Raw genomic sequence first — 23476 nt, 5'->3', positions numbered from 1 at the left:
GGCTTCGCGGCGGTACGTGGGGGTTGGCGTTCGTCAGGAAAGGCAGCAGGGCGGCGGCGTTGCGCTCGTCTTGGGCCGTGCCAATTTCGCGCAGCGTGGCATCGGCGTATTTGTTGGGCGCCAGGGCCCCGGCGCTGGGCCGCGGGGTGCGGGCGCAGGCGGCTAGCAGCAGCAGGGCGGGCACCAGGGCCCAGCGGCGCGAAAGAAGTAACGTCATGCGAAACAGGTTATTAAACGCAACAAAAAAGCAATTTTAGGCAGCCATTCGATGGCCAGTTATCGGCAAGCGGCTGATAACTGACCACGAATACCTGACCACTTACTCGCCCGGCGCCGCAGCGGCGAGCCCAACCAGGCAGGCGTCGAGGTTGGCAAACAGCACGGCGTTGCCATCCTGCGCGTAGCCAGCCAGGGCCCCCGAGAAGGCCGGCAACCCACCCACGAAGGCGCGAATGTTGTCGGCCGTAATGGCCCCGAAGTGGCGGCCGTAGCCCAGCTTTTCCACCTCGGCGGCATTTAGCCACTGCTCGAACTGCGCCGGAATGGGCACCGCGCAAATGGGCTTGTGCAGAAACACGGCCTCCGAAATCAGCGAAAAGCCGCCGTTCGTGATGATGGCGCGGCTGCTGGCCAAATCGGCAATAAAACCGGCCTCGCTGAAGGCCTTGAGCTGCACGTTGCCGTGGCTTTCCTCTTTATTAAAGCCGTACACGCGGAATTCCTGCTCGGGAATTTGCTGGAGCAAGGCTACTAAATCGTGCTGCGTGGTGGCCGACTGGTACACCAAAATGTGGGCCCCCGCGGTAGGCCGGGCGGCCAGGATTTCGGGCCGAATAATGGGCGGCACCAGCGTGGTGCGCGCCTTGCTCACCAGCGGCGTGAAGAACGTGGCCACAAAGTAGTACCGGCTGCGCGGCACCTTCAGCCGCACAATGTTTTTGGCCAACTGGTAGTTGCCGCGTTCCGGGGGCGGCACGGCCACGTCGAGCCGGGTGCGGCTGATAATCTGCATGTTATCAATACTGACCACCGGCAGGCCGTGGGCCTTGGCGTAGAAGTAGCTGAACGACTCGAAGTCGGACACCACCACGTCGGGCCGGAAGTCGTGCAGCAGCTGCTGGTACTGCCGGAAGTTTTGCTGCAAGCTCGCCGGGGCTGTGCGCAGGATCAAGGCCGACGTGCGCGACTTGCTCACCGCCAGCCCTTTATAGGCCAGGTGGAAGCCCCGGATTTCGAGCACCCGGCCGGGAAACGCGACGTCGAGCACGTGGAAGGCGCGGCTGCTGCTCACGGCCCGCACGTCGTGGCCCTGGGCCAGCAGGTGGGCCATCACCACTTTGCTGCGGGTGGCGTGGCCCAGGCCCTCGCCGGGCACACCATAGAGAATGTTCATGAACGAAAGTTTTGCGGGGGAAGCCGCAAAGATGCGCACGGAGCCCCGGGGCCCCAATTTCGGCCCGGTTTTCGTTTTACGGCTCCCAATCCCTTTTTTTTGCTGTATGAAAACGCGAATACTCCTCCCCTCCCGCCTGCTATTGGCGGCCCTGGCCGGCTTGCTGGCCGCCTCGTGCTCGGCCCCGCGCGCCATTGTGGCCACCGGCAAGGTCACGCCCCAGGGCGAGTTCCGGGTGGCCTACAACCAAGGCTTCAACATTGCCTCCGCCCCCCTGTCCAAGGCCACGTCGGCCCTGAAAGATGCCGCCAGCCAGGCCACGGGCAAGGACACCGTGGGCTATGGCGGCTCGGTAAAAAACCTGCAGGCCGCCGCCCTGGCCTACATCCTCGACCCGGTGCAGCCCACCGCCGACATCAGCATCCGCTACGGCATCGTGCCCCGCCTCGACGCGGGCTACAAATACGCCTTCGGCTCGCACGTGTTCGATGCGCAGTACCAGTTTTTGGGCCCCGTGGGCTCGGTCGAGAACCCCGGGCAAGGGGCTGCCGGCGGCACGACCTACGCCAGCGTCGGCTTGCAGTTTGCCACCCAGCGCGCCAAGCTGCCCTCGTTGCCGTTCCTGTCCGACATCAACTCGCTGCTGAACCTGCGCGCCAGCCGCAACGACCTGCTCATCCCGGTCATTTTCAGTCAGTCGTTCGGGCCCGAAGAGGAGATTGGGGCCATCAGCTACGGCGTGGTGTACGCCCACAGCTGGGTCACGTACGGCTTCGCGCCCACCAAAGTGTACGGCTCCAACAACATACCTATCAGTGCGTTGCCCACCACCAGCCGCAACTTCTCGTCGTTCGGTGGCTTCTTCAACCTCAAGCTCGGCTACCGCTACTTCTACGTCATCCCGGCCGTGTCGGTGTTCTACCAAAACTACGGCGAATACGCCCTGCTAAACGGGGCCAGCACCTCGCTCAGCGGCGTCACGGTGGTGCCCTCGCTGGGCTTCCAGCTGCGCATTCCCACGGCGGGTATGCGGCGCTAAGGCGTATTCAGGAACAATAACCCGGGGCCCGGCGCTTGTCTTAGCGCCGGGCCTCCTTATTTTTACTTTTCTGCCCCGCCGCATTTTATTCTGATTCCTGCTCTTCTGCTATGGATACCCCTAACCCCGAGTTCATGCGCGAAGCCATTCGCCTTTCCATCGAAAAAATGCAGGCCGGCTTCGGTGGGCCGTTCGGGGCCGTGGTGGTGAAGGACGGGCAAATCATTGCCCGCGGCTTCAACCAAGTCACCACCACCCACGACCCCACCTGCCACGCCGAGGTCGACGCCATCCGCAAGGCGTGCCAGGTGCTGGGCACGTTCCAGCTCGACGGCTGCGACCTGTACACCAGCTGCGAGCCGTGCCCCATGTGCCTGGGGGCCATTTATTGGGCCCGGCCGGCGCGGGTGTTTTTCGGCAGCACCAAGGCCGATGCCGCCGCCGTGGGCTTCGACGACCAGTTCATCTACGAAGAAATCGAGAAGCCCCTGGCCGAGCGCAGCATCCCGATGCAGCCCCTGCTACGCACCGAGGCCCTGGCCAGCTTCCGCGTCTGGGAGCAACACGAGAGTCGCATGCGGTATTAGCTCAACCAACTTATTAACAGCCGATTATTAACTAATAAGGCCGGCGCAGCAACCACTGAAGCCCCTGTGCTCAGCGGCGACGCCAGCGGGCTGCGTCCAGGCCCAGCGTCACAAGGAGCGCGTGGGGCAGCGTGACGATGGAGGCCACCAGCAGCGCCAGGCCGATGAGCGCAGGCCCGCTCGCCATCCGGGCCCAGGCCAGCCCAATACAGCACCGCCAGGGCCTCTACGCTGATGGCCAGCAGCGGGGCCAAGCGCCGCAAAAAGAAGCCCAACTGGGCCCCCAGCCCGGGCAGCCCACCGGTAAAGGCCGGCTCATGAGCGCGTTCGTGCGCAGCACGTACTGCAAGCTGTGCCAGAACACAAAGTACACGCCCGCCGACAGCACCGGCGGCAGCGCCACCAGCAAGAAGCCGAGCAACAGTACTTCCAGCCCATCGGCCAGGGCCAGGGAAGCTTGCCGCGTCAGGCAGTAGCTGGCCCACAGCAGTGCGTGGCCGGCCAGCACCAGGGGCCCCAGCCCGTGCGCCACCGCCCCCAGGGCCCCCGCGCTCACCGGGGCGGCCCCGGCCAGGGCCAGCAGGCCGTTGGAGAGGGCGCGCGTTTCAGCGGGCCAAAACCAGAGCAGCACTGCGAAGACGAGGCCGCCGCGCAATACGCTGTGCGCCAGCCACTGCGCCCGGTAGCGGGCCGCCACCGGGGCATCGCCCGAGCTCTAGTGCCAGGCCGAAAGGCCGAAGAAAAACACCAGTGCCAGCGCCGGCTGCCACCACCACAGCAGCCCCGCCGCCGCCGCCAGCCCCAGGTAGCCGCTCAAAAAAACCGTCCAGTAGCGCATGGTCGCGGGTCAGCGCGGGGTGGGTGGCCGGCACCACGTATTGGTCGCAGGCGTCGTGGGCCACGCCCAGCAGCACCAGCCCCAGCAGCAGCGCCGGCCCCAGCACCCAACCCGCCCAGCCGGGCAGCAGCCAGCCCAGCAGCCCGACCACCAGCACCACCCCGTAGGAGTAGTGCTGGGGCCGGGCCGGGGCCCAACTAGGCCGTGGCGTAGCCATCAAGCACTTTCTTTTCGTCGAGGCGCTCGTCGAGCAGGCGCTTGCCCACCAGATAGGCCACCACCGAAATACCCACTTTATTGAACACATCGAAGATGCTGAACGCAATGTGGATGTAGTTGAGGTCGATGCTCGTCATCGTCAGCATGTAGCCCAGCGGGTACACGCCCCAGGTGGTCACGGTGGTGATACCGATGAACTTAAAGCCCCAGCGCTCAGTATCGTTGCCACGCGCCGCGAACTTCTTGTACAGCCCGTATAGCGCCACAACGGCCACCACGTAGCCCACCGTCGAAACGGCGCCCCACAGCAGCTTGCCGCTCACAATAATCTCACCGGCCGCTGTGAGCTGCTGCTCACCGATGTAGCCCGTCACCACCATAAAAAAGTCGGCCAGCAGCATCACCGTGATGGCCCCGACCGCCTCGCTGTACTTGATGCGCAGCATGGAAGAGGCCTTCAGCAGCAGCAGCGGCGTGGTCACGGCCCAGTCCATATAGCGGTACTGGCCGATGGCCTGGTAGCTGTGCCGGATGAGGGCCGCCCGCGCCTCGGGCGACTCTAAGTGGCTAAGGTCTTGCAGCATCCCGTGGTAGAACCGCGTGATGAGCAAGTACGACACCCCCGCCACGATGGCGATAACCCCGCCGTAGGCCCGCGAAATACGGTGCTCGGGGGCCACACTCTGGTTGGTGAGCAGGCTGAAGAACACGTTGCCCAAAAAGCAGTAGGCCGCGAACGTCATGAAAAAGTACGTGAGCATGGGCACCATGCCTACCTCGCCCGCCGTGGGCACAAAGGAGTCGCTGAAGGTCATAAGAAAAAAGATGAGGGTTGAAAAGTGTTTGTCACCCCCCTTTTTCTACGCGCCGGATAGCCTCAGTGTTAATAATTAACTACTTCATAATGTGTTTATTATGCATGAATATTGCATGAATTCACCGTGTTTCGCAATCAATATATTATTGGCTGTCAATAATAAAGCCCCTACCGGCACCCTTTGCGGGCACTCGTGGGCAGCGGCTGCTGGCAGGGGCCCGGGGCAGCAATTGCCCGAATTATGTACAATTCTTAGCCCTTATCCATACGCCCAGCCCCGGACCTTGCGGCCGCGGCCCTCTGAGCAGGCGGTAGCACGAGCAGGTTTCGGTTACTTCAGCCGCGAGGCCGATGGGCACGGGCGGGCCGGCCGCCGAAGCAGGTTTTTGGAAGGCCGAGTTGGCCACGCCGAGCTGGTCGAGCAGGGCCCCGCTCTTTTATAACCTACTCATTATCCGCGGTAGGTACTGTAGCCGAAGGGGTTGAGCAGCAGCGGCACGTGGTAGTAGGGCTCGTCGGCCACAACAAAGCAGATTTCTACCAAGGGGTAGAAGTAGGCGCGGCCGTGCTTGGTGAAGTACTCGAGGGTGTAGAATTTCAGCTTGTACACGCCGGGCGGCAGCACGGTGCCGAGGGGCAGCAAGTCGGTCAGGTGGCCGTCGGCGTTGGTGGTGCCGCGGGCCAGCTCGGGCCAGTCGCTGCCATCTTGGCCGAGCAGCGCCACGGTTACGTCGGCGGCGGGCTCGCCGCGGGTGGTGTCGATGATGTGGGTGGTTACCTGGCTCATGGGGTACGTAGTTTTTTGGGGCGCAGGCGCGTGGTTTAGCCTGTTCGCCCGCGGCAAGTTGAATTTCGGCGGCCGGCGCATTGGGCGGCCGCGCTTGCAATAACGGCAGCATTTCGTCGGCCAGCTTGCCGGCCACGATGAAGCTGTAGCCCAGTTTTTCCCCGCTGGGGGCCCTGCTCGCCGGCCGGCCGGGGCCCTATTCGTACATATCGCGCGGGTCGGCCGCGGCTAACTCTACCAGAAATTGGCCGATGGCGCGGGTGGACGCCGCCAGCAGCGCGGCCCCTTTTTCGGCGGTGGCTTCGGCGGGGTCGCCGGCGCCGGTATCGGCGGTTACCTGGGCCCAGTCGCGCTGCGCCCACGCCCAGCCCTGCCGGAAGGCCGCGATGCGGAACGGCCGGGCGTGCCCCGCGCCAGCCTCCGCCAAGGGGCGCACCAGGGCCGGCGCAATGTGCAGCATGGCGCTGGTTTCGAGGGCGTCGGCGTGGTCGCCGGGGGCCCTAAAAAACTGGCTGCGGTCCACGGTTCGGAACCAGTTGATGGTGCACAGAAAAACGGCGGGAAACTCGGCCTGTAACTCGCGCAAGTGCTGGCGGAAGTCGTTGCCGCCGTGGCCGTTGAGCACCAGCAGCTTGGGAATGCCCTGGCGGGCCAGCACCCGCACTACGTCGCGCAGAATAGCCAGCTGGGTGCTGGGGTTCAAGTTAATATCAAGCGCAATGTCGAGCTGGCCGGTGTTCACACCAAACGGAATAGTGGGCAAAACCACCACTTTGGCCCCCGCCTCCCAGGCCTGGCGCGCGGACTCGGCGGCAATGTAGTCGCATTGAATATTATCGGTAGCGTAGGGCAGGTGGTAGTTGTGCGCCTCGGTGGCCCCCCAGGGCAGTACCACTACTTCATAAGCGGCGTCTCTCACGTGCTGCCAAGTGGTTTCGGCCAGAATGTAAGGGCGGGGCGGCATAGCTAAGCGGGGTTACGGGAAGACAATAGCAAGGATTTTGGCGGCGGGCACGTGAGCCGGGCCCCAGCAGCGGCTACACGCCCGCGGAAATCGCCGGGAGCGCAGCCGCGAAGCTAACGGCAGTGCGGAAGCCCCCCCCGGTGGCTGGCTCTCAAGAGCTGTTTAAAAAATAAGGCGCTTGTTATAAGCGCCTTATTTTTTAAACAGCCTCAGGCGATGCCTAAGAAGCTGTTTGAGTTAGCAGAAATCTCTCCTGAAACGGTCATGCAGAGCGCAGCGAAGCATCTTTCCCGCGCCAGTGATCATAATTAGTTAAGCTAAAAAGATGCTTCGCTGCGCTCTGCATGACCATTCTTAAATAACTCAGACAGCTTCTAAACGCTACGGCTTTTCGCCGTCGGCCTCTCCCCCGCCGCCGTTGGCCGAGCCGTCCACGTTGCCACCCTGGAAGTAGTTCTCGGTAAAGATGCGGTAGCGGTCGAAGATGGAGCGCACCGAGCGCACGAGCACTACCTCGCCGCGCAGGCCCTCGGGCACGGTCACGCCCGAGGCGTAGCCGTTCCAGACGGCGCGGTTGGTTTTGGCGTCGATGAGGGTGACGAGCAGCGTACCCTCGGCCAGCAGCAGGCGCACGGGCTGGTACACGTGGCGCTGCTCGTCGGGGGTTTCGTCCTCCTCGGCCTCGTTGTTTTTCACCCACGTCGTCAGCTCCTCCTGGTTGAAGCCGTGGAAGTGCATATCGCCCTCAAAAATGCGGAAGCTCACCAGCAAATCGGGGCGGTTGGTGCCGCGCGTTGGGCGGTAGCCCTGGCTGCGCATGCGCTGCCTAATGGCGTCGCGCAGGGTTTCGCCCAGGTGGCTGGTGTCGGCGGCCAGGCCCGTACCGGTGATGAAGTTGTAGGAACGGTAGCGCCGAAACCGACCGCCGTAGCTGTAATCCGATTCTACGCGGGCTTCGCGGGCGGCAATGCAGCCGGGTAGCAAGCCGACCGCCAACAGGCAGCCCAGCCAAAAAGCAAGGGTAAATTTCATTTCAAATGGGAGAGAAAGAAGATTGAACTCCCAAGTTACAAAACCTCGCCCAATTTCAAAGCGCCGCCGCAGGCGTAACGCATTCATAATGCAAACGCTATCTATAGTTGTGCGCCCGGGGCGCTGGCCACTGGTTTGGGGCCCCGGGGGCCCCTTTTGGCTTTATCCGCGAAGCCTCGGGCCCCGGCCGGCCGCGCCGCGCCCACTAACCCCCGCACTTGGGGCCCCAGGGACCATCGTTTTAGTTGCGGGCCGGCCGGTTTTTCTTCGCCAAAACCGTGGCTGGGAGCTACGCAGCAGCACCGGTTTCGGCCAGGGCCCTACCGATACCCCGCCGCTTGCAGCGCAAATAGCTCGGCGTAGCGGCCGTCCTTGGCCAGCAATTCTTCGTGGGAGCCGATTTCCACAAACTGGCCGTTTTCGATGACCAGGATGCGGTCGGCCATGCGCACGGTGCTGAAGCGGTGGCTGATGAGGACGGCGGTTTTGCCTTGCGTCAGCTCCTTGAAACGCTCGAAGACCTCAAACTCGGCGCGGGCGTCGAGGGCGGCGGTGGGCTCGTCCAGAATCAGGAGCTGAGCGTCGCGCATGTAGGCGCGGCCGAGGGCAATTTTTTGCCACTCGCCGCCGCTCAGGTCCACGCCGCCGTTGAAGCGGCGGCCAATCATCTGGTCGTAGCCGCCGGGCAGCTTGGCAATCACCGAGTCGGCGAGGCTCTGGTGGGCGGCGGTTTCGATGCGGGGCTGGTTGTCGCGCTGGTCGATGCGGCCCACGGCCAGGTTCTGGCCCGCCGGCAATTGGAAACGCACAAAATCTTGGAAGATGACGCCGATTTCCTGGCGCAGCTCAGCAGGGTCGTACTCGCGCAAGTCGTGGCCGTCGAGCAGAATGCGGCCCTCCGCGGGGTCGTAGAGGCGGGCCAGGAGCTTGACGAGGGTGGTTTTGCCGGCCCCGTTCTCGCCCACCAGCGCCAGCTTTTCGCCGGCCCGCAGCGCAAACGAGAGGTTGCGGATGGCCCATTTTGTACCGTTTTTGTACTGGAACCCGACGTTTTCAAACTGAAAACCCTGCTGAATGGGCCGCGGGAACGGCCGGGCCGTTTCGACGCCCACCGCCTGCCGCGTGATTTTCGGCCGCAGGGCAAAGAAATCAAAGAAATCCTGCAAGTACAGGGCCCCGTCGGCCACCGAGCTGAAGCGGCTCAAAATGCCCTCGAGTAGGCCCCGGAGCCGCGCAAACGAGCCGGCCAGAAAGGTAAGCTGCCCGACGGAGATTTGCCCGGCCACGGCCCGCGCCAAAATGTAGACGTAGGCCCCGTAGTAGCCGGCCGCGCCCACCGCCGCGAACACCGTACCCCAGCCCGCCCGCCGCAGCGCCAGGCCCTTGTTCTGGGCGTAAAACTTATCGGACAGCGTGCGGAAGCGGTCCACCAGGAAACCGGAGAGGCCAAAGATTTTCACCTCTTTGGCCGTTTCATCGGAGGCCCCGGTCTGGCGCAGGTAGTCCAGCTCGCGGCGCTCGGGCGTCCAGGAGTGGCTCAGCGAGTAGCTGCGCTCGTTGAAGTGGCTCTCGCCGAGGAAGGCCGGCACCACGGCCAGCAGCAGCAGCCCCAGCAGCCAAGGCTGGAAGGCCACCAGCCCGGCGGCCAGCAGCACGAGCGTCACGGCGTCCTGGCCCTGGGCCAGCACCTGGCTCATTAGCACCGAGCGCGACAGGGTTTGGCGCCGGGCCCGCTCCAGCTTGTCGTAAAAGGCACTGTCCTCGAACTGGTCCAAGTCTAGTTCAGCGGCGTGCTCCATTAGGCGGATGGACGAGGCGTTGGCGAACAGGTCGCCGAGCAGCGAGTCGAGCAGGGCCACGGCGCGGCCCGAGGCGTCGGCCAGCAGCACGAGGCCAAACTCCAGGGCCACCAGGGCCCCCACGGGCCCTAGGGCCCGGCTGGCGGCGGGCAGCCGCGTGAGCTGCACCACATCGTCGAGGATGAGCTTGCCCACGTAGAGCATGGCCAGCGGGAGGGCGGCCCGCAGCAGGCGCAGCAGCACGTTGCCCACCGTGAGGGCCGGGCTGGTGTACCAGATAAGCCGGAGGAAGGCTGGCAGGTGGCGCAGGGCCCCCACCCGCTCGCGCACGCTCACGGCAGGCTTCTCGGGGCCCCGGCCGCCGTTGGGGTTTTTGGCGGAGATATTTTTCAGAAAGTCAAGCATTACTGGGCCCCGGGCAAGGTTGGGGCCGGAAGGCGCGGGCCGCCGTTTTGGCAGGCAGCAAGCAATATCCCAGCCCAGGCCCACCAGGGCAACCCGCCTTATTTCCTATTTTCACCAGGCTCTTGGATTTAGCAGGCTGCACCCAAGGCATTTTCTTATTTAAATCAACATCTTTAGCCCTCAAAATAGCCAAAGCCTACTGCCCACCCCTTGTCACGGTGACCATATTGCCCCACAATGTACAAGATATTAAAAACTCAAATTAAATCCATTCACTCACCAGGCCGAAAACATTTAGCTTGAAAGCTTCATCGTTCACTGCTTAAGTTTCCGCTTTCCCTGAACGATCAATAAATAACAATAAAAGCTATCTAATGGCACCAAAACCAATACCTTGCAAAAACAAGTTTACGCCCAAGCGTTGCATCTGCTTTTTGGCACTTTTATCCATTTTCGCATCCTGCTCGGCTAATCAAGAGTTATTAACACGTGAGCCGAGCACTGCTCGGTACAAGCGCGAAGGCCACACCACCCAAGTACCAACCCGGGCCAGATACGAGGGCGGACGGCCCGATGGCACCGACGTACTTACCATCATCGTTGGGCGCTCTCCCCGCCCCGGCGACGGCTCCTTTATTGTTAGCTACGCAAAACCTGCTGGGGCCCCAATTTCAGGCTATAAGGCCACAACGCTTACCTACACTTACGTAGAAAACTCCTTGGTGATTGGCACCAATTATAGTGCTCATCTGCGGGGCACCCTCACTTCGACGCCACGCGGAGGATACTCCGGCACGTTTCACGGGACGCGTTTAGGCGATAAATCCGATAAAAGAAGCACCATCAAAGGCACGTTCACCGATGTGCGGCCCTTGTAGATTAAATTCACAACCCGCAGTATTTAGCAATTGGCAATCTAATTATCATTAAATTTCACTCAGGAAGCGTTTGACTTGTGCAGAAATAAATAACGCAAGCGGCTTTTATGCTCAAGCGCTGAATTCACTGCATACGAATAGCTATAAAAAAGCCGCGCCAGCATGCTGGCGCGGCTTTTTCGCTTAATAGGATAATCCGCCTACTCAGCCGAAGCTTCACTGCGAACAGTGGATTCCTGATTAATGAAAAAACTTAGTCGCTTAAAAAATCCGGTAGGTGTTAAGTATTCTTCCCAGATTGCCCTAAGTTTCTTTTGTAAATCGATAAAATCACTTTCCGAAATATTGTTGTGAAATTCAACAACCGCTTCCGCTATTCTATCTATATCTTTTTCCTCTACCCAAACGCAGAGGCTTTTCCAATCTATTAAGTTATCAAAGGGCAGTGTGCTATCCGTATTCACAAATACTGGAATTCTTCCGCAGCACAAAGTCTCAAAAAAACGAACCGAATTATTTCCTAAGCCACGAACACACAATGTATAGTCGCTTTCTATAATATTTTCAACAAATTTCTTTCTAAAATCTTCGTTGCTCTCAACTGTATTACCCGTATTCATGCCGTTAGGGCCGAAAGCAAAGTTGCTTTTTAGTCTGAAATTAGGAATAATAGTTGTTGCTTTTTGCAAGCCTATTATTGCTCTTGCCCGGTACGAGTGGGAGATTCTATCCGGATATTTTTGCAATAGCCCTGCGTAGTTAGCCATTAGCTTCGCAATGGCAACTATTTTTTCCCTGCCCATTTTTATGTTCAAGGGAGGTGCGTAGCCACAAAAGCCAACAACCGGTTTAGCGCCTTTATTGCGTATTTCAAGCTCCCCGCCTTTGTATCTTTCCAAAAAATCTTCGAAAAAATGCGGCCAGGGATAAACGTTCTTGGCTTGTTTTGACTTGCTTATCGCGCTGTTGAATATAATCGCATTCTTAACCGGAATATTAATTTCTAACACATCGTGGCCAACAAAAATCAGGACCTTTTTGCCTGACCGCTCTACTTCCTCAACGAACCCTTTTATACTCTTTTCAAATTTCGCCTGATCGCCAATTACATCGTAAAATATTGGCAGTAGGCAGGCATCGCATTCCTCAATGCTTGTTAGCTCCAAAAACGACTTCCCGGAGCTTAAAAAATCGTCGTATCTGCCGTGTCTAATCGACTCGGCACCCGCTTCAAAGTCCCCGATAAAGGGCATTAGTAACTCAACTGGTTGACCTTTACTCAAAAGGCTGAGGTCGGTATAGAGTCTTAATTTCATGTTTGTATCAATCTTTATGAATGATATAGTTTCAAGAATAGTAGGGGGAACATGCCCCAACCTTAGTAAATGGCATCTATGCCTCTACTAATTGGTACGTAAATAATTATCTCCTTGGTTTTTTACTTTGGCTCGCTATCATTATATTGGGATATTTATATTTTTTTGAGCCAGTCATTGATAATTGTTGATAGGTTATTAATGGGCCTCTCCACAGAGCAATAAGTGGGGGCATCTTACGCATAAGCAAATATAAGGTTCAACACAAATGGTTGAACCAATGCGTACTAAACCCTCTAATAAAAAACCTTATTATCTAATTAATGGACAGGCGATTACAAAATGTTAAAGAGAAGACAAGCTATTGATACAAAATACCATATATAAAAAACATATTAATTCTATTTACTTGTAAAACAGCTTGACACGGTAATTAGGGTTGTGCTAATAACTTGGAAAGCGCACTTACTGGCTGGCTACTACAAATTATTTGCCTGCCACCAAGGGCCGAAAAAAAGGCTCCAGCTCTTTGGCCAAGATGGCGTGATCTTCCACACTGGGGTGGCCGCTGCAGCCGCGGGCCTGCATGGGTTGGAAGAAGTACAGGGCCACGGGCTGGTCAGCGGGGTGGGCAGCGTCGGTACCGGTTTTAATGGCCGTTAGGCAGTTTTGCAGCTTGGTGCGGTTTGGGCCGTTTACCATGGGGCTGCTAAGCAGGGCGATTTGGGCCCTGGGGTACTTCGATTTCACCAGGCCCACAAAATTAAGGTAGTGGCCCACGAACTGGGCGCTGTCGAAGGGCAGGCGAGGGCGCTTGCCGTCGCCGCTGCTGAAGTCGTTGGTGCCCAGTGCAATGCTGACCACCCGGGGCGTGAAGACGCTAAAGTTCCAGCGCTGCGAGCTGGCTTCCTGGAAGTCCGTTTTTTCGTACACCTGGGACATGGTGGGCCCGTCGCTGTTCCAGTTGCGGTAGGCGCCGATGCCGCTCACGCTGCTCAGCACGAAGCGCGTGTGCAGGGCGCGGGCCACCCGGGGCCCGTAGGCCTGGTAGGCGTTGTGCTGGTCGTGGTAGGCGTCGGTGCCGCAGGGTACTTCCGAGGCATCCATGGCCGCGCCGCAGGTGATGCTGTTGCCGATGAACTCGATGAGCGGCGCGGCCGGCTCGCGCAGGGCCTTGAGGCGCTGGCCCGTGATTTTCTGGACGAAGATGGGGCCCGTGTGGGCCTCGGTAGCCTTGTACACCCACACCGTGTGCCGGCCCGGGCCGGGGGCCGTAATGGTCAGCGGAGCTTTCGAGCTGCCGTCGATGCGCAGGCGGCGCTGGTACACGCCGTCCAGCTCGTATTGCAGGTAGTTGTGGTCGGCAGCGCCCGGCAGGGAGGCAAATATTTCGCACTGCCTACCCTCGAAGCTGAACCCGAAGTGCACCGCCGAGCTGATGAGCTCCAGCTGCTTGGCTTCGGTGAGGCGGTAGCGGCCGTAAGTGGGCAAAGCAATGGCGGGCAGAGTGTTAGGATTCTTAGTGGGCACGGCGGCGGGCGCGACGCTCAGGCCCAGGCCGCATAAAGCGAGGAGTACGTACTTGCTAAGCATTTTCGTGGGGAAGTTGGAGGTGGCGGGCGCGGGAAGGGGCCCTGGACGCAGCGGCAGCGAAGGTAGCACGGCGGGCCAGCGCGCGGCGCCAAACTCCCGCCCAGGGCCCACTTAAGAGTATTGCCCAGGCAAAGCAATGTGGGCATATCGGGCCTACTTTACAGCGCCGCCAGCACGGCTTCCGTACTACCAGTGCTGGCCATTAGGCCTGATAAGCTGGCAAGCACATCTTACTATACTTTCTAACCGTTGCTCTTCACTGATGACGCACAACTCGGCAAAACTTACTCTTGGCGGCTTCGCGCTGCTCCTCTCGGCTTCGGCCGCCTCGGCCCAGGCAACGCCAGCAGCCGATGAATGTGAGAAGCTCAAGATAGAGGTGGCCAAGCTTAAATTCGAAAACGCAAACCTGCGCAAAGGCTTATTAGTTAACCCCGAGCACCAGCGGGCCCTGGCTACTAGCGGCTCCCAAACAATGCCCGCAGGGGCCCCAGCGCAAATGGCGCAACGACAAACAGTGCAGAAAGTAGATTTCGCGCTCGCCAAGTGCGAAGGCAACGCCAAGAGCCAAACCGTAACCGTCACGCTTTTGCTAACGAATGCGGGGGCCAACCGCGACTTGCAGTTTGATAACGTCAAAGCCGTTGACAGCCAAGGCGAGGAATACAAAACGTTTGACATCCACATCGGCGCGGGCGGAATTAGGAACGGCATAGCCACGGGTGTACCCATCAAGGCTGTATTCATCATTCCCAAAGTGCTATCCAGCACCAAATCCTTCAAGCTTCTTTCGTGCCCGGTTTACGACACGACCAGCCCGGGCCGGAGCATCAGCGTTGAGTTCCGGGACGTGGCCATTGCCTGGAAATAGCGCCCTGCGCGCACGCCTTCGCCGCCCAAACCTGCCGACCTTTGGGGCCCTATGCCCGCTGCTACCACCACCGCTGGCCCCGCCACCCGGCCCTACACCGCCGGCTTCTGGCTGATGTGCCTGTCGTCGTTCCTGTTTTTTGCCAGCTTTAACCTGCTGCTGCCCGAGCTGCCCGACCACCTCACCCGGCTGGGCGGGGGGTGAAAGTCAGGAACTGGCGGCGGCTTATATTCGCAATCGCAACGTCTTTTGTCAATTTGAAGTTATCAAAAAAATTACTGCCCAACTTTTCAAAAATCCATGCTTCCCATCGATGAAAATCAGCCTGCTGCTTCCGACCTGGCGGCTGCCCGTCGAAAGCGGGCGGCCGCCAGCATCGCCAGCCGCTGCGAAAAGCTCCGGGACCTCACGGCTGCTCATCCCCAAGAGCAGGCTCAATTGCTTGCGCTACGGAAGCACGTGCGGTTAGAAGGGCCGCATTTCTTTCAGCTGCGGCTAATCAAGCATGCTGGTTAGCGAAAGAATAATTACCTGCGACTGGAGCAGCGATGGCGGCTTTCTCGAATATGACCTGAGTTATCTACATCCTGATTTAGGAATACTGATACAATCGTATGAAGTATACACCACCGACACGCAAGGCCGACGGATATACGCCAGCGACTTTCTCTTATTTCCCCCAAACAGTGCGGAGGAGAAGGATTTTGGGAGTTACCCCAAGGAATTGAAAGCCCAACTGTGGGAAATTATTTTTTTGATAAAGCGCCGGTTTTTTGAAGAAGTTGAACCCGCCGTGGTGACGCATTTTATTGACGCTACGCACTCGATTGAACGCCGGTTTGCACTGTATAGCCGCTGGCTTTTTTTACCCGAATACGTCATTACTAAAACCCGACAGCAAATTATTTACACCCGAGTAACCCCTTCCGATTTCGGTGGGGGTTTTCTCTTGTAGGCACCTATCTACTTCTTATTTCAAAGCCCAACCAGTCGCTGGCTAGCCCGAGAATTGTACTGTGGAATGCTGCTCCTCTTCGGATGGGTCTGTGTACAGGGGCCGCCGGCCCCCGCTACCACCTGTGCATTCCTGCCGACCTTTGGGGCCCTATGCCCGCTGCTACCACCACCGCTGCCCCCGCCACCCGGCCCTACACCGCCGGCTTCTGGCTGATGTGCCTGTCGTCGTTCCTGTTTTTTGCCAGCTTCAACCTGCTGCTGCCCGAGCTGCCCGACCACCTCACCCGGCTGGGCGGGGGCCGGTACAAGGGCTTCATCATCGCGCTGTTCACCGTCACGGCGGGCCTGAGCCGGCCGTTCAGCGGCAAGCTGGCCGATACGGTGGGGCGCATTCCAGTGATGGTGTTTGGGTCGCTTGTTTGCTTCCTCTGCGGGTTCTTCTACCCGTTTGCGCTCACGGTCACGGGCTTTCTGGGGCTGCGGCTGCTGCACGGGTTCAGCACGGGCTTCAAGCCCACGGGCACGGCCGCGTTCATCGCCGACATTGTGCCCGTGGCGCGGCGGGGCGAGGCCATGGGCTTGCTCGGCGTGACGGGCAGCCTGGGCATGGCCGCCGGCCCGGCCTTCGGCTCGTGGGTGGCCGAGCATTACTCGCTGAACACTATGTTCTACTGCTCCAGCGGCTTGGCGCTGCTCTCGCTGCTAGTGCAGGGCACCCTCACCGAAACGCTGCCCCAGGCCCAGCGGCAGCGCTTTAGCTTTTCGCTGCTCAAGCTGAACTGGAACGAAGTGCTGGAGCCCCAGGTATTTGCGCCGGCCTTGGTCACGCTGCTGTGCATGTTTCCGTACGGGGCGGTGCTGACGGTGATACCCGACCAGAGCCGGCTGCTGGGCCTGGCGGGGCCCACCAAGGGCCTGTTCTACATCTGCTTCACGGTGGCCTCGCTGGCGGTGCGGCTGGTGGCGGGCAAGTCGTCGGATACCTACGGCCGGGTGGCGGTGCTGCGGTGGTCGGCGGGCATTTTGGCTGGGGGGCTGGCGCTGCTGGTCTGGGCCCCGTCGGTGCCGGTGTTTCTGGCCGGGGCGGTGGTGTTTGGGCTGGGCACGGGCCTGAACTCGCCCACGCTCTACGCCTGGACCATCGACCTGAGCCACCCCGAGCGCCGGGGCCGCGGCGTGGCCACCATGTACATCGCCCTCGAAACCGGCATCGGCGTGGGGGCCCTAATGGCGGGCTGGGTGTTTGATAACCAGCCCGGCCGGCTGCCGTGGGTGCACACCGCCAGCCTGGCCAGCGTGCTGGGGGCCCTGGTGTTTCTGATGCTCCAGCGCCCGGCCGCAGTGCCGGCCCGCACGACGTAAAAAAGTCCAAAAAAGCCAGGTGAAGAATGCGGGAAGTTTGGGCAAAGGCGGTAGTTTTAACCGCCCTTTCCTACTTTTTTCTGCTTTTTCTGGATGCGCCTGTCTTTACTAATACGCCGTAATGCTATAATTCTATTCTTGGGCAGCGCGGCGGCGGCCCACGCCCAAAACGAACCCATTAAGTTTGGGCAAATCGACGCCAAAGATTTGACGGCGGCGCCATTTGCGGCCGACAGCGCGGCCGGGGCCGTGGTGCTGTGCGACTACGGCCGCTCGCGCCTGGTGGGCTACCGCGACGGCTTCCGGGTGGTGTTCGAGCGGGTGACGCGGGTGAAGATTCTCAAGAAGTCGGGCTACGACGCGGCCACGGTCGAAATCCCGCTCTACCACCGCGACGGCGACCAGGAGCAAATCACCAACCTGCGCGGCTTCACCTACAACCTGGTGGGCGGGCAGGTGCAAAAAACCAAGCTCGACGCCACCGGCGTGTTTCTTGAAAAACGCAGCCCGCGCGTGAACGTGCGCCGCTTCACGCTGCCCGACGTGCGCGAGGGCGCCGTGGTGGAGTACGCCTACACGCTCTCGTCAGACTTCCTGTTCAACTTCCAGAACTGGGTGTTTCAGGGCCCCTACCCGGTGCGCTGGAGCGAGTACCGCACCAGCATCCCGGTGTTTTATAAGTACAAAATCATTTACCAGGGCAACCAGCCGCTGGCCGTGGACCAGGCCACCACGGGCTCGACGAACCTGATGGTGGACCGGAAAGTGGACAGCGGGGCCGGCATTGGTACCTCCAACAGCTCGCTCAATATTGCCGCCCCCACCGAGCAGCACCAGTGGGCCCTGCAAAACGTGCCGCCCCTGCGCGAGGAGGCTTACACCACCGCCGCGGCCGACTACGAGGCGCGCATCGACTTCCAGCTGCTGGGCGAGCAGTGGCCCGAGCAGGAATACCGCGACCTGACCGACAGCTGGGCCAAGATTAACGCCCGCCTGCTGGCCGACGACAACTTTGGCCAGCAGCTGGCGCGCGGCGGCTTTCTGAAGGAGCAGATGGGGGCCCTGGCCGCCCAGCACCCCGACCCGGCCGCCCGCGCCGCCGCCGTGCGCCAGGCCTGATGGCGCCATGCGCTACAACGGTGCCAACCAGTACGCCACCGAGGCCAACCTGCGCAAGGCTTACGACGCCCACAGCGGCAGCGCGGCCGACGTGAACCTGCTGCTCATCGCCGCCCTGCGCCTGGCGGGCCTGCCCGCCCAGCCCGTGCTGCTGAGCACCCGCGGCCACGGCCGCGTGAGCCAAGCCTACCCGCTGCTCGACAAATTCAACTACGTGGTGGCCCTGGTGCCGGACGCCGACGGCCACGACCTGCTGGTGGACGCCACCGACCCCGACCTGCCCTGCGGCACGCTGCCCGAGCGCTGCCTCAACCAAACCGGCCGCCTCATTGCCCCGGGGCCCGGCGCGGCCGATGGCCGCTGGGTGGACCTGCGCCCCAGCCAGCGCCACGTGCACTTCCAGCAGGTAAAGCTGGCGCTGGATGCCCAGGGCGGCCTCGCCGGCCAGGTGCACGAGGAGTACGCGGGCTACGCCGGGGCCGACGCCCGCGAGGAGCTGGCCCGGCTCGGCGAGAAGAAGTACGCCGCCCAGCTGGCCCGCCAGCACGCGGCCTGGGCCCTGGCCCCGCTGGCCGTGGGCGCGCGCGACAACGTGCAGCGGCCCCTGGCCCTGGACTATGCCTTTACCCGCGCGGCCGACGACGGGGCCCTGGCTGGCACCCTGTACCTGAGCCCGCTGCGCGAATTCCTGGACGGCCTGAACCCCTTCACCCAGGAAAACCGCGCCTTTCCCGTCGATTTTGGGGCCCCGCAGGAGGAAACCCTGCTCGTGGCCCTCACGCTGCCCGACGGCTACGAGCTGGCCGAAACCCCCAAGCCCACCGTGGTGGACCTGCCCGACGGCGGCGGCCGCTTCGTGTACCAAGCCACCAGCCTCGGGGGCACGGTGCAGCTGGCCAGCCGCCTGGCCCTGCGCAAGCCCGTGTACGCCGCCGCCGAGTACGCCCACCTGCGCGAATTCTACCGCCTCATGCTGGAAAAGCAGGCCGAAAAGCTCGTCATCAGAAAGAAAGCCTGACCGGGGCCCCGCCGCCGGGGCCCCCTTTGCCCATCCCCATTTCCTATCCAACTCCTTTCTTTTTTCTGCACATGATTACTCCGCTACTTACCCTTGCGGCGCGCCGGTGGGCGCTGCTGCTGCCGGCCCTGCTGGCCACCACCGGGGCCCTGGCTCAAACCGAGCCCATCAAGCTGGGCAAAACCGACCCGCTGGATTTCAAGGCCGAGTCGTTCGTGGGCGACAGCGCGGCGGCGGCCGTGGTGCTGTGCGATTACGGCACGACGCGCTTCCGGGTGAACAGCGACGGCAACAGCTTTCAGTTCGAAACCGAGCGGATAACGCGCATCAAAATCCTGAAAAAAGCCGGTTACGACGCCGCCACGGTGCTCGTGCCCCTCTACCACCGCAACAACTCGGAGGAGCGCCTCTCGGCCCTGCGCGGCACCACCTACAATATGGTGGGCGGGCAGCTGCAAAAAACCAAGCTCGACATCAGCAAGGCCTTCGTGGAAGACCGCACGGCCAACCTGCGGGTGCGCAAGTTCACGCTGCCCGACGTGCGCGAGGGCGCCGTGATTGAGTACGCCTACACCGTGACGTCGGACTTTTTGGTGAACCTCCAGGACTGGTCGTTTCAGGGGCCCTACCCGGTGCGCTGGAGCGAGTACCGGGCGGCCATCCCGGAGTATTTCGACTACAAGATGCTGATGCAGGGCTACCTGCCGCTGGCTTTGAGCACCCGCGAGGAAGGCAACGGCCAGTACACGGTGCACACCGCGGGCGGCTTCACCGACGGCGGCAACTTCCGCGGGGGCAGCGGGCGCGAGGCGGCCAGCAACGACGTGCTGACGGGGCGCGTGACCAACTACCGCTGGGCCATGAAGGACGTGCCCGTGCTGCGCGACGAGCCCTACACCACCACCGCCGACGACTACGTGGCGCGCCTCGATTTTGAGCTGGCCGGCACCCGCATGCCCGGGCAGGCCTACCGGCCGGTACTCGACACGTGGGAGAAAATCAACTCCGAGCTGCTGGCCAGCGAGACTTTGGGATGCAGTTTGGCCGCGGCGGCTTTTTGAAGGAGCAGGTGCAGGGCTTGGCCGCCCAGTACCCCGACCCGGCCCAGCGGGCGGCGGCCGTGCGGCAGATTGTGCTGGCCGCCGTGCGCTACAACGGCACCAACCACTACGCCACCGACGGCAGCCTGCGCAAGGCCTTCGATGCCCACAGCGGCACCTCGGCCGACGTGAACCTGCTGCTCATTGCGGCCCTGCGCCAGGCCGGCCTGGCGGCCCACCCCGTGCTGCTGAGCACCCGCACCCACGGCCGCGTAGACCAGAGCTTTCCGCTGCTCACCAAGTTCAACTACGTGGTGGCCCTGGTGCCGCAGGCCGACGGCAAGGACCTGCTGGTGGACGCCACCGACCCCGACCTGCCCTGCGGCACGCTGCCCGAGCGCTGCCTCAGCCAAACCGGCCGCCTCATCATGCCCCAGGCCAGCGCCAGCCGCTGGGTCGACCTGAGCCCCACCCAGCGCCACGTGCACTTCCAGCAGGTGCAGCTGGCGCTGGACGCCCAAGGCGGCCTCGCCGGCAAAGTGCACGAGGAGTACGCGGGCTACGCCGGGGCCAACGCCCGCGGCGAGCTGGCCAAGCTGGGCGAGAAGAAATATCTGGCCGAAATTGGCCGCCAGCACACGGCCTGGGCCGTGCCGCAGGCCGCCCTGGCCAAGCGCGCATCGACGGAAGCTCCCTTTGCGCTCGACTACTCCTTCACGCAGCCCGCCGACGACAACGCCACGGCCGGCACCTTGTACCTGAGCCCGTTGCGCGAGTTCGGCACCGGCCAGAACCCATTCCGGCACGAAGACCGGCAGTACCCGGTAGATTTTGGGGCCCCGCAGGAGGAGATGTTGCTCGTGGCCCTTACGCTGCCCGACGGCTACGAGCTGGCCGAAACGCCCAAAAACGCCATCATCGACCTGCCCGACGGTGGCGGCCGCTACCTCTTCAACGTGGCCGCCATTGGCAGCACCGTCAACTTCACCAGCCGCCTGGCCCTGCGCAAGCCCGTGTACACGGCCGCTGAATACACTCACCTGCGCGAGTTCTACCGCCTCATGCTGGAAAAGCAGGCCGAGAAGCTCGTCATTAAGAAGAAGGCCTAGTACTTCCTTCCGGGGCCCTATTTTATTGGAAATTACTGTTTTATGAAAGCTAAGAACTTGCTCGCGCTGCTATGCGCCGTACCCCTGGGCGGCGCCCCGCGTTTCATGCCGGTGGGGGCCCCCGCGCCAAAGTATTCCGTGGTGGAAATTCCGGCCGCCCTGCGCGAGGGGGCCCACGCCGTGCTGCGCGCCGACGACGAGGTAGTAACCGTGAAATCGGCCAGCCGCCTGGTGCACACCGTGCACAAAGTCATCACGGTGCTTGATGCGGGGGGCGACGCTTTCGGGCGCACCACCGTGGGCTACGACGCGCTAAACGCCATCGGCTACCTGCGCGGGGCTGTGTACGACGCCGACGGCCGCCTGCTGCACCAGCTGCGAGCCAGCGAAATCCGCGACCAGGGCGTGGGCGACGCCGGCGGCAGCCTGATGACCGACGTACGGGTGCGCTACGCCGACCTGCGCCAGCCCCAGGTGCCCTACACCGTGGAGTTTGACTACGAAGTGGTGTCGGACAACACCCTCTTCTACCCCACCTGGCAGCCCCAGGACGAGGAAGGCCTGGCTGTGCAAAGCGCCACCCTGCGCGTGAGCACGCCCGCTGCCTTGCCCCTGCGCTACCAAGAGCGGCAGTGGCCCGCCGGGGCCCCCGTGCAGCACACCCGCGCCGGCAACCAGGAACAGTACGCCTGGGCCCTGGCCGACCGCCCCGCCGTTGACGAAGAGGACAACGCCCCGCCCCTGGCCGACACCACGCCCGGCGTGGCCCTGGCCCCCGGCGCCTTCGAGGTGCAGGGCCACGCCGGCTCGGCCAGCACCTGGCAGTCGTTTGGCCAGTGGAACTACGAGCTAAACGCCGGCCGCGCCGTGCTGCCGCCCGCCACCATCGCTAAGGTGGCAGAGCTGATCAAGGACGCGCCCGACCCGCACACCCGCGTGGCGCGGCTCTACGGCCTGCTGCAAGGCAGCACCCGCTACATTTCGGTGCAGCTGGGCCTGGGCGGCTGGCAAACCTTTCCGGCCAGCGCCGTGGCCACCAGCGGCTACGGCGACTGCAAGGCCCTGAGCAACTACACCATGGCCCTGCTGGCCACCGCCGGCGTACCCGCTTACGTGGCCCTCATCGGGGCCGGCAGCGACCACGCCGACCTGCGCCCCGACTTCCCCAGCAACCAGTTCAACCACGCCATTGTGTGCGTGCCGCTGGCCACCGCCGGCCGGCCCGACACGCTGTGGCTGGAGTGCACCAGCCAGACCACCGCGCTGGGCTACATGGGCAGCTTCACCGGCAACCGCCACGCGCTGCTGCTCACGCCCAAGGGCGGGCAGGTGGTGGCCACGCCCCGCTACCGCTGCGCCGACAACCGCCGCGAGCGCCGCATCGACCTGTACCTCGACGCCGCCGGGGCCGCCACGGCCACCGCCCGCACCCTGCGCACCGGCCAGGAGCAGGACACCTACGCCCAGCTGCTGCACGAGCTGGGCCCCACCGAGCAGAAGCAGTACGTGGCCGAGCATCTGCGGCTCTCCACGTTCACCATCAGCAAGTTTGGACTGGCGGCGGCGCCCGGCGCAGGCACGCCCGGGGTGGTCGAAACCCTTGGGCTGGCGCTGCCCGGCTACGCCCCGCCCAGTGGTAAGCGCGTGTTCGTGAGCCCCAACCTGCTGAGCCGGCTGCCTGCTTTGCCAGCCCAGGTGGGCACCCGCCAAACCGCGCTGTGGGTGCCCCGCGCCAGCCTCCAGGCCGATACCGTGCGGCTGCACTTCCCCGCCGGCTTTCAACCCGAAACCCTGCCCGCCCCCGTGCAGCTGGCCACGGCCTACGGCACCTACTCGGCCCAGTACCAGGCCCTGCCCGACGGCACCGTGCGCTACGTGCGCCGCCTCGAGTTGCCCCGCCTGCACCTGCCCGCCGCGTCCTACGCCGGCTACGTCGATTTCCGCCGCAAAATCAGCGCCGCCGACCGGGCCCAGGTGGTGCTGTTGAAAACCGACGTGTAGCGCGGCTGTAGCGCGACTTGTAGTCGCGACTCTCGCTTCGTCCTGCCGATTACCCGTGCAATGGCCGTTCAGAGCCGCGGACTACAAAGTCCGCGCTACAGCCGCGCTACCAGGCCCGTTAAAGTCATTCCGCAGCGTACCTTCAAGCCGAATACCAGCCCCACTTTTCGCTCGTTAACGGTTCATGACCTCATTTCTTACCACGACGGGCCCGGCCACCCGCGCGCGCGGATTGGGGGCCCTGGCTGCATTGCTTCTCCTACTCATTACCGCCGCGCCCGCCCGGGCCCAGCAGGCCTGGTTCGCCGACCAGCCGCTAGCGCGCAGGGCCG

General features: G+C 62.3%; 22 protein-coding genes and 1 pseudogene. 13 read left to right on the top strand and 10 right to left on the bottom strand.

Features of this window, described 5'->3' with window-relative positions; all coding sequences use genetic code 11:
• Together BEN49_RS22210 and BEN49_RS22205 are read right to left on the bottom strand one after the other, a co-directional pair.
• On the bottom strand, positions 1–217 hold a 217-nt coding region (locus BEN49_RS22210), incomplete at its 3' end, for a hypothetical protein (protein ID WP_204376184.1).
• A gap of 102 nt (positions 218–319) precedes the next feature.
• Positions 320–1393: a glycosyltransferase family protein gene (locus tag BEN49_RS22205; protein WP_070746719.1), complete on the bottom strand. Its 1074-nt coding sequence runs from the start codon at positions 1391–1393 to the stop codon at positions 320–322.
• Between the two features lie 106 nt (positions 1394–1499).
• On the opposite strand from BEN49_RS22205, the gene BEN49_RS22200 reads away from it, so the two are divergent.
• The gene (locus BEN49_RS22200; protein ID WP_070746717.1) at positions 1500–2432 is read left to right on the top strand and encodes a hypothetical protein; all 933 of its coding nucleotides are present in this window, start codon (positions 1500–1502) and stop codon (positions 2430–2432) included.
• Between the two features lie 110 nt (positions 2433–2542).
• Positions 2543–3019: a nucleoside deaminase gene (locus BEN49_RS22195; RefSeq protein ID WP_070746715.1), complete on the top strand. Its 477-nt coding sequence runs from the start codon at positions 2543–2545 to the stop codon at positions 3017–3019.
• Positions 3020–3245: 226 nt separating this feature from the next.
• On the opposite strand, the pseudogene BEN49_RS22190 reads toward BEN49_RS22195, so the two are convergent.
• Positions 3246–3857: pseudogene (locus BEN49_RS22190) on the bottom strand (Brp/Blh family beta-carotene 15,15'-dioxygenase).
• Positions 3858–3880: 23 nt separating this feature from the next.
• Between BEN49_RS22190 and BEN49_RS28450 the strand changes: the two are divergent.
• Positions 3881–4024, top strand: coding sequence for a hypothetical protein (locus BEN49_RS28450; protein WP_158023039.1), 144 nt, complete (start codon positions 3881–3883; stop codon positions 4022–4024).
• 30 nt (positions 4025–4054) lie between these two features.
• Here BEN49_RS28450 and BEN49_RS22185 read toward each other — a convergent pair whose 3' ends face one another.
• The 7 genes from BEN49_RS22185 to BEN49_RS22160 all read right to left on the bottom strand — a co-directional run bounded on the left by BEN49_RS22185 (position 4055) and on the right by BEN49_RS22160 (position 13736).
• Positions 4055–4891: a bacteriorhodopsin gene (locus BEN49_RS22185; RefSeq protein WP_070746711.1), complete on the bottom strand. Its 837-nt coding sequence runs from the start codon at positions 4889–4891 to the stop codon at positions 4055–4057.
• A 453-nt stretch (positions 4892–5344) separates the two neighbouring features.
• Positions 5345–5680: a hydroxyisourate hydrolase gene (uraH, locus tag BEN49_RS22180; RefSeq protein WP_070746724.1), complete on the bottom strand. Its 336-nt coding sequence runs from the start codon at positions 5678–5680 to the stop codon at positions 5345–5347.
• 196 nt (positions 5681–5876) lie between these two features.
• Positions 5877–6644 carry a creatininase family protein gene (locus BEN49_RS22175; RefSeq protein ID WP_070746709.1) on the bottom strand — a complete coding sequence of 256 codons (768 nt, stop codon included), beginning with the start codon at positions 6642–6644 and terminating at the stop codon, positions 5877–5879.
• 381 nt (positions 6645–7025) lie between these two features.
• Complete coding sequence (locus BEN49_RS22170; protein WP_070746707.1) at positions 7026–7676, bottom strand: DUF4136 domain-containing protein; 651 nt, start codon at positions 7674–7676, stop codon at positions 7026–7028.
• A gap of 320 nt (positions 7677–7996) precedes the next feature.
• Positions 7997–9880, bottom strand: coding sequence for an ABC transporter ATP-binding protein (locus BEN49_RS22165; RefSeq protein ID WP_083326355.1), 1884 nt, complete (start codon positions 9878–9880; stop codon positions 7997–7999).
• A gap of 1078 nt (positions 9881–10958) precedes the next feature.
• A complete protein-coding gene (locus BEN49_RS26055; RefSeq protein WP_083326354.1) occupies positions 10959–12074 on the bottom strand; it encodes an exostosin domain-containing protein in 1116 nt (371 codons plus the stop codon).
• A 486-nt stretch (positions 12075–12560) separates the two neighbouring features.
• Positions 12561–13736: an SGNH/GDSL hydrolase family protein gene (locus tag BEN49_RS22160; RefSeq protein WP_125917118.1), complete on the bottom strand. Its 1176-nt coding sequence runs from the start codon at positions 13734–13736 to the stop codon at positions 12561–12563.
• A gap of 193 nt (positions 13737–13929) precedes the next feature.
• Between BEN49_RS22160 and BEN49_RS22155 the strand changes: the two genes are divergently transcribed.
• The 10 genes from BEN49_RS22155 (at position 13930) to BEN49_RS22115 (ending at position 23144) form a co-directional block, all read left to right on the top strand.
• Positions 13930–14538: a hypothetical protein gene (locus tag BEN49_RS22155; protein ID WP_070746703.1), complete on the top strand. Its 609-nt coding sequence runs from the start codon at positions 13930–13932 to the stop codon at positions 14536–14538.
• Positions 14539–14589: 51 nt separating this feature from the next.
• A complete protein-coding gene (locus BEN49_RS28445) occupies positions 14590–14742 on the top strand; it encodes a hypothetical protein (RefSeq protein WP_158023038.1) in 153 nt (50 codons plus the stop codon).
• Between the two features lie 96 nt (positions 14743–14838).
• Positions 14839–15054 (top strand): hypothetical protein, encoded by a 216-nt coding sequence (locus tag BEN49_RS22150; protein ID WP_070746701.1) that lies wholly within the window; start codon positions 14839–14841, stop codon positions 15052–15054.
• Positions 15044–15493, top strand: coding sequence for a hypothetical protein (locus BEN49_RS22145; protein ID WP_070746699.1), 450 nt, complete (start codon positions 15044–15046; stop codon positions 15491–15493). The genes BEN49_RS22150 and BEN49_RS22145 overlap by 11 nt, the downstream gene beginning before the upstream one ends.
• Positions 15494–15645: 152 nt before the next feature.
• Positions 15646–16857 (top strand): MFS transporter, encoded by a 1212-nt coding sequence (locus tag BEN49_RS22140; RefSeq protein ID WP_070746697.1) that lies wholly within the window; start codon positions 15646–15648, stop codon positions 16855–16857.
• Positions 16858–16995: 138 nt separating this feature from the next.
• On the top strand, positions 16996–17976 hold the full coding sequence (locus BEN49_RS22135; protein WP_070746695.1) for a DUF3857 domain-containing protein: 981 nt from the start codon (positions 16996–16998) through the stop codon (positions 17974–17976).
• A gap of 7 nt (positions 17977–17983) precedes the next feature.
• On the top strand, positions 17984–18994 hold the full coding sequence (locus BEN49_RS22130) for a DUF3858 domain-containing protein (RefSeq protein WP_070746693.1): 1011 nt from the start codon (positions 17984–17986) through the stop codon (positions 18992–18994).
• Between the two features lie 71 nt (positions 18995–19065).
• The gene (locus BEN49_RS22125; RefSeq protein WP_070746691.1) at positions 19066–20055 is read left to right on the top strand and encodes a DUF3857 domain-containing protein; all 990 of its coding nucleotides are present in this window, start codon (positions 19066–19068) and stop codon (positions 20053–20055) included.
• The gene (locus BEN49_RS22120; protein ID WP_070746689.1) at positions 20028–21143 is read left to right on the top strand and encodes a DUF3858 domain-containing protein; all 1116 of its coding nucleotides are present in this window, start codon (positions 20028–20030) and stop codon (positions 21141–21143) included. The genes BEN49_RS22125 and BEN49_RS22120 overlap by 28 nt, the downstream gene beginning before the upstream one ends.
• Positions 21144–21185: 42 nt before the next feature.
• On the top strand, positions 21186–23144 hold the full coding sequence (locus BEN49_RS22115) for a DUF3857 domain-containing transglutaminase family protein (RefSeq protein ID WP_083326352.1): 1959 nt from the start codon (positions 21186–21188) through the stop codon (positions 23142–23144).
• Positions 23145–23476: the final 332 nt, after the last annotated feature.

Source organism: Hymenobacter coccineus (assembly GCF_001816125.1).
Classification (GTDB): Bacteria; Bacteroidota; Bacteroidia; order Cytophagales; family Hymenobacteraceae; genus Hymenobacter; species Hymenobacter coccineus.
This window is presented reverse-complemented; position numbering and strand designations above follow the sequence as displayed.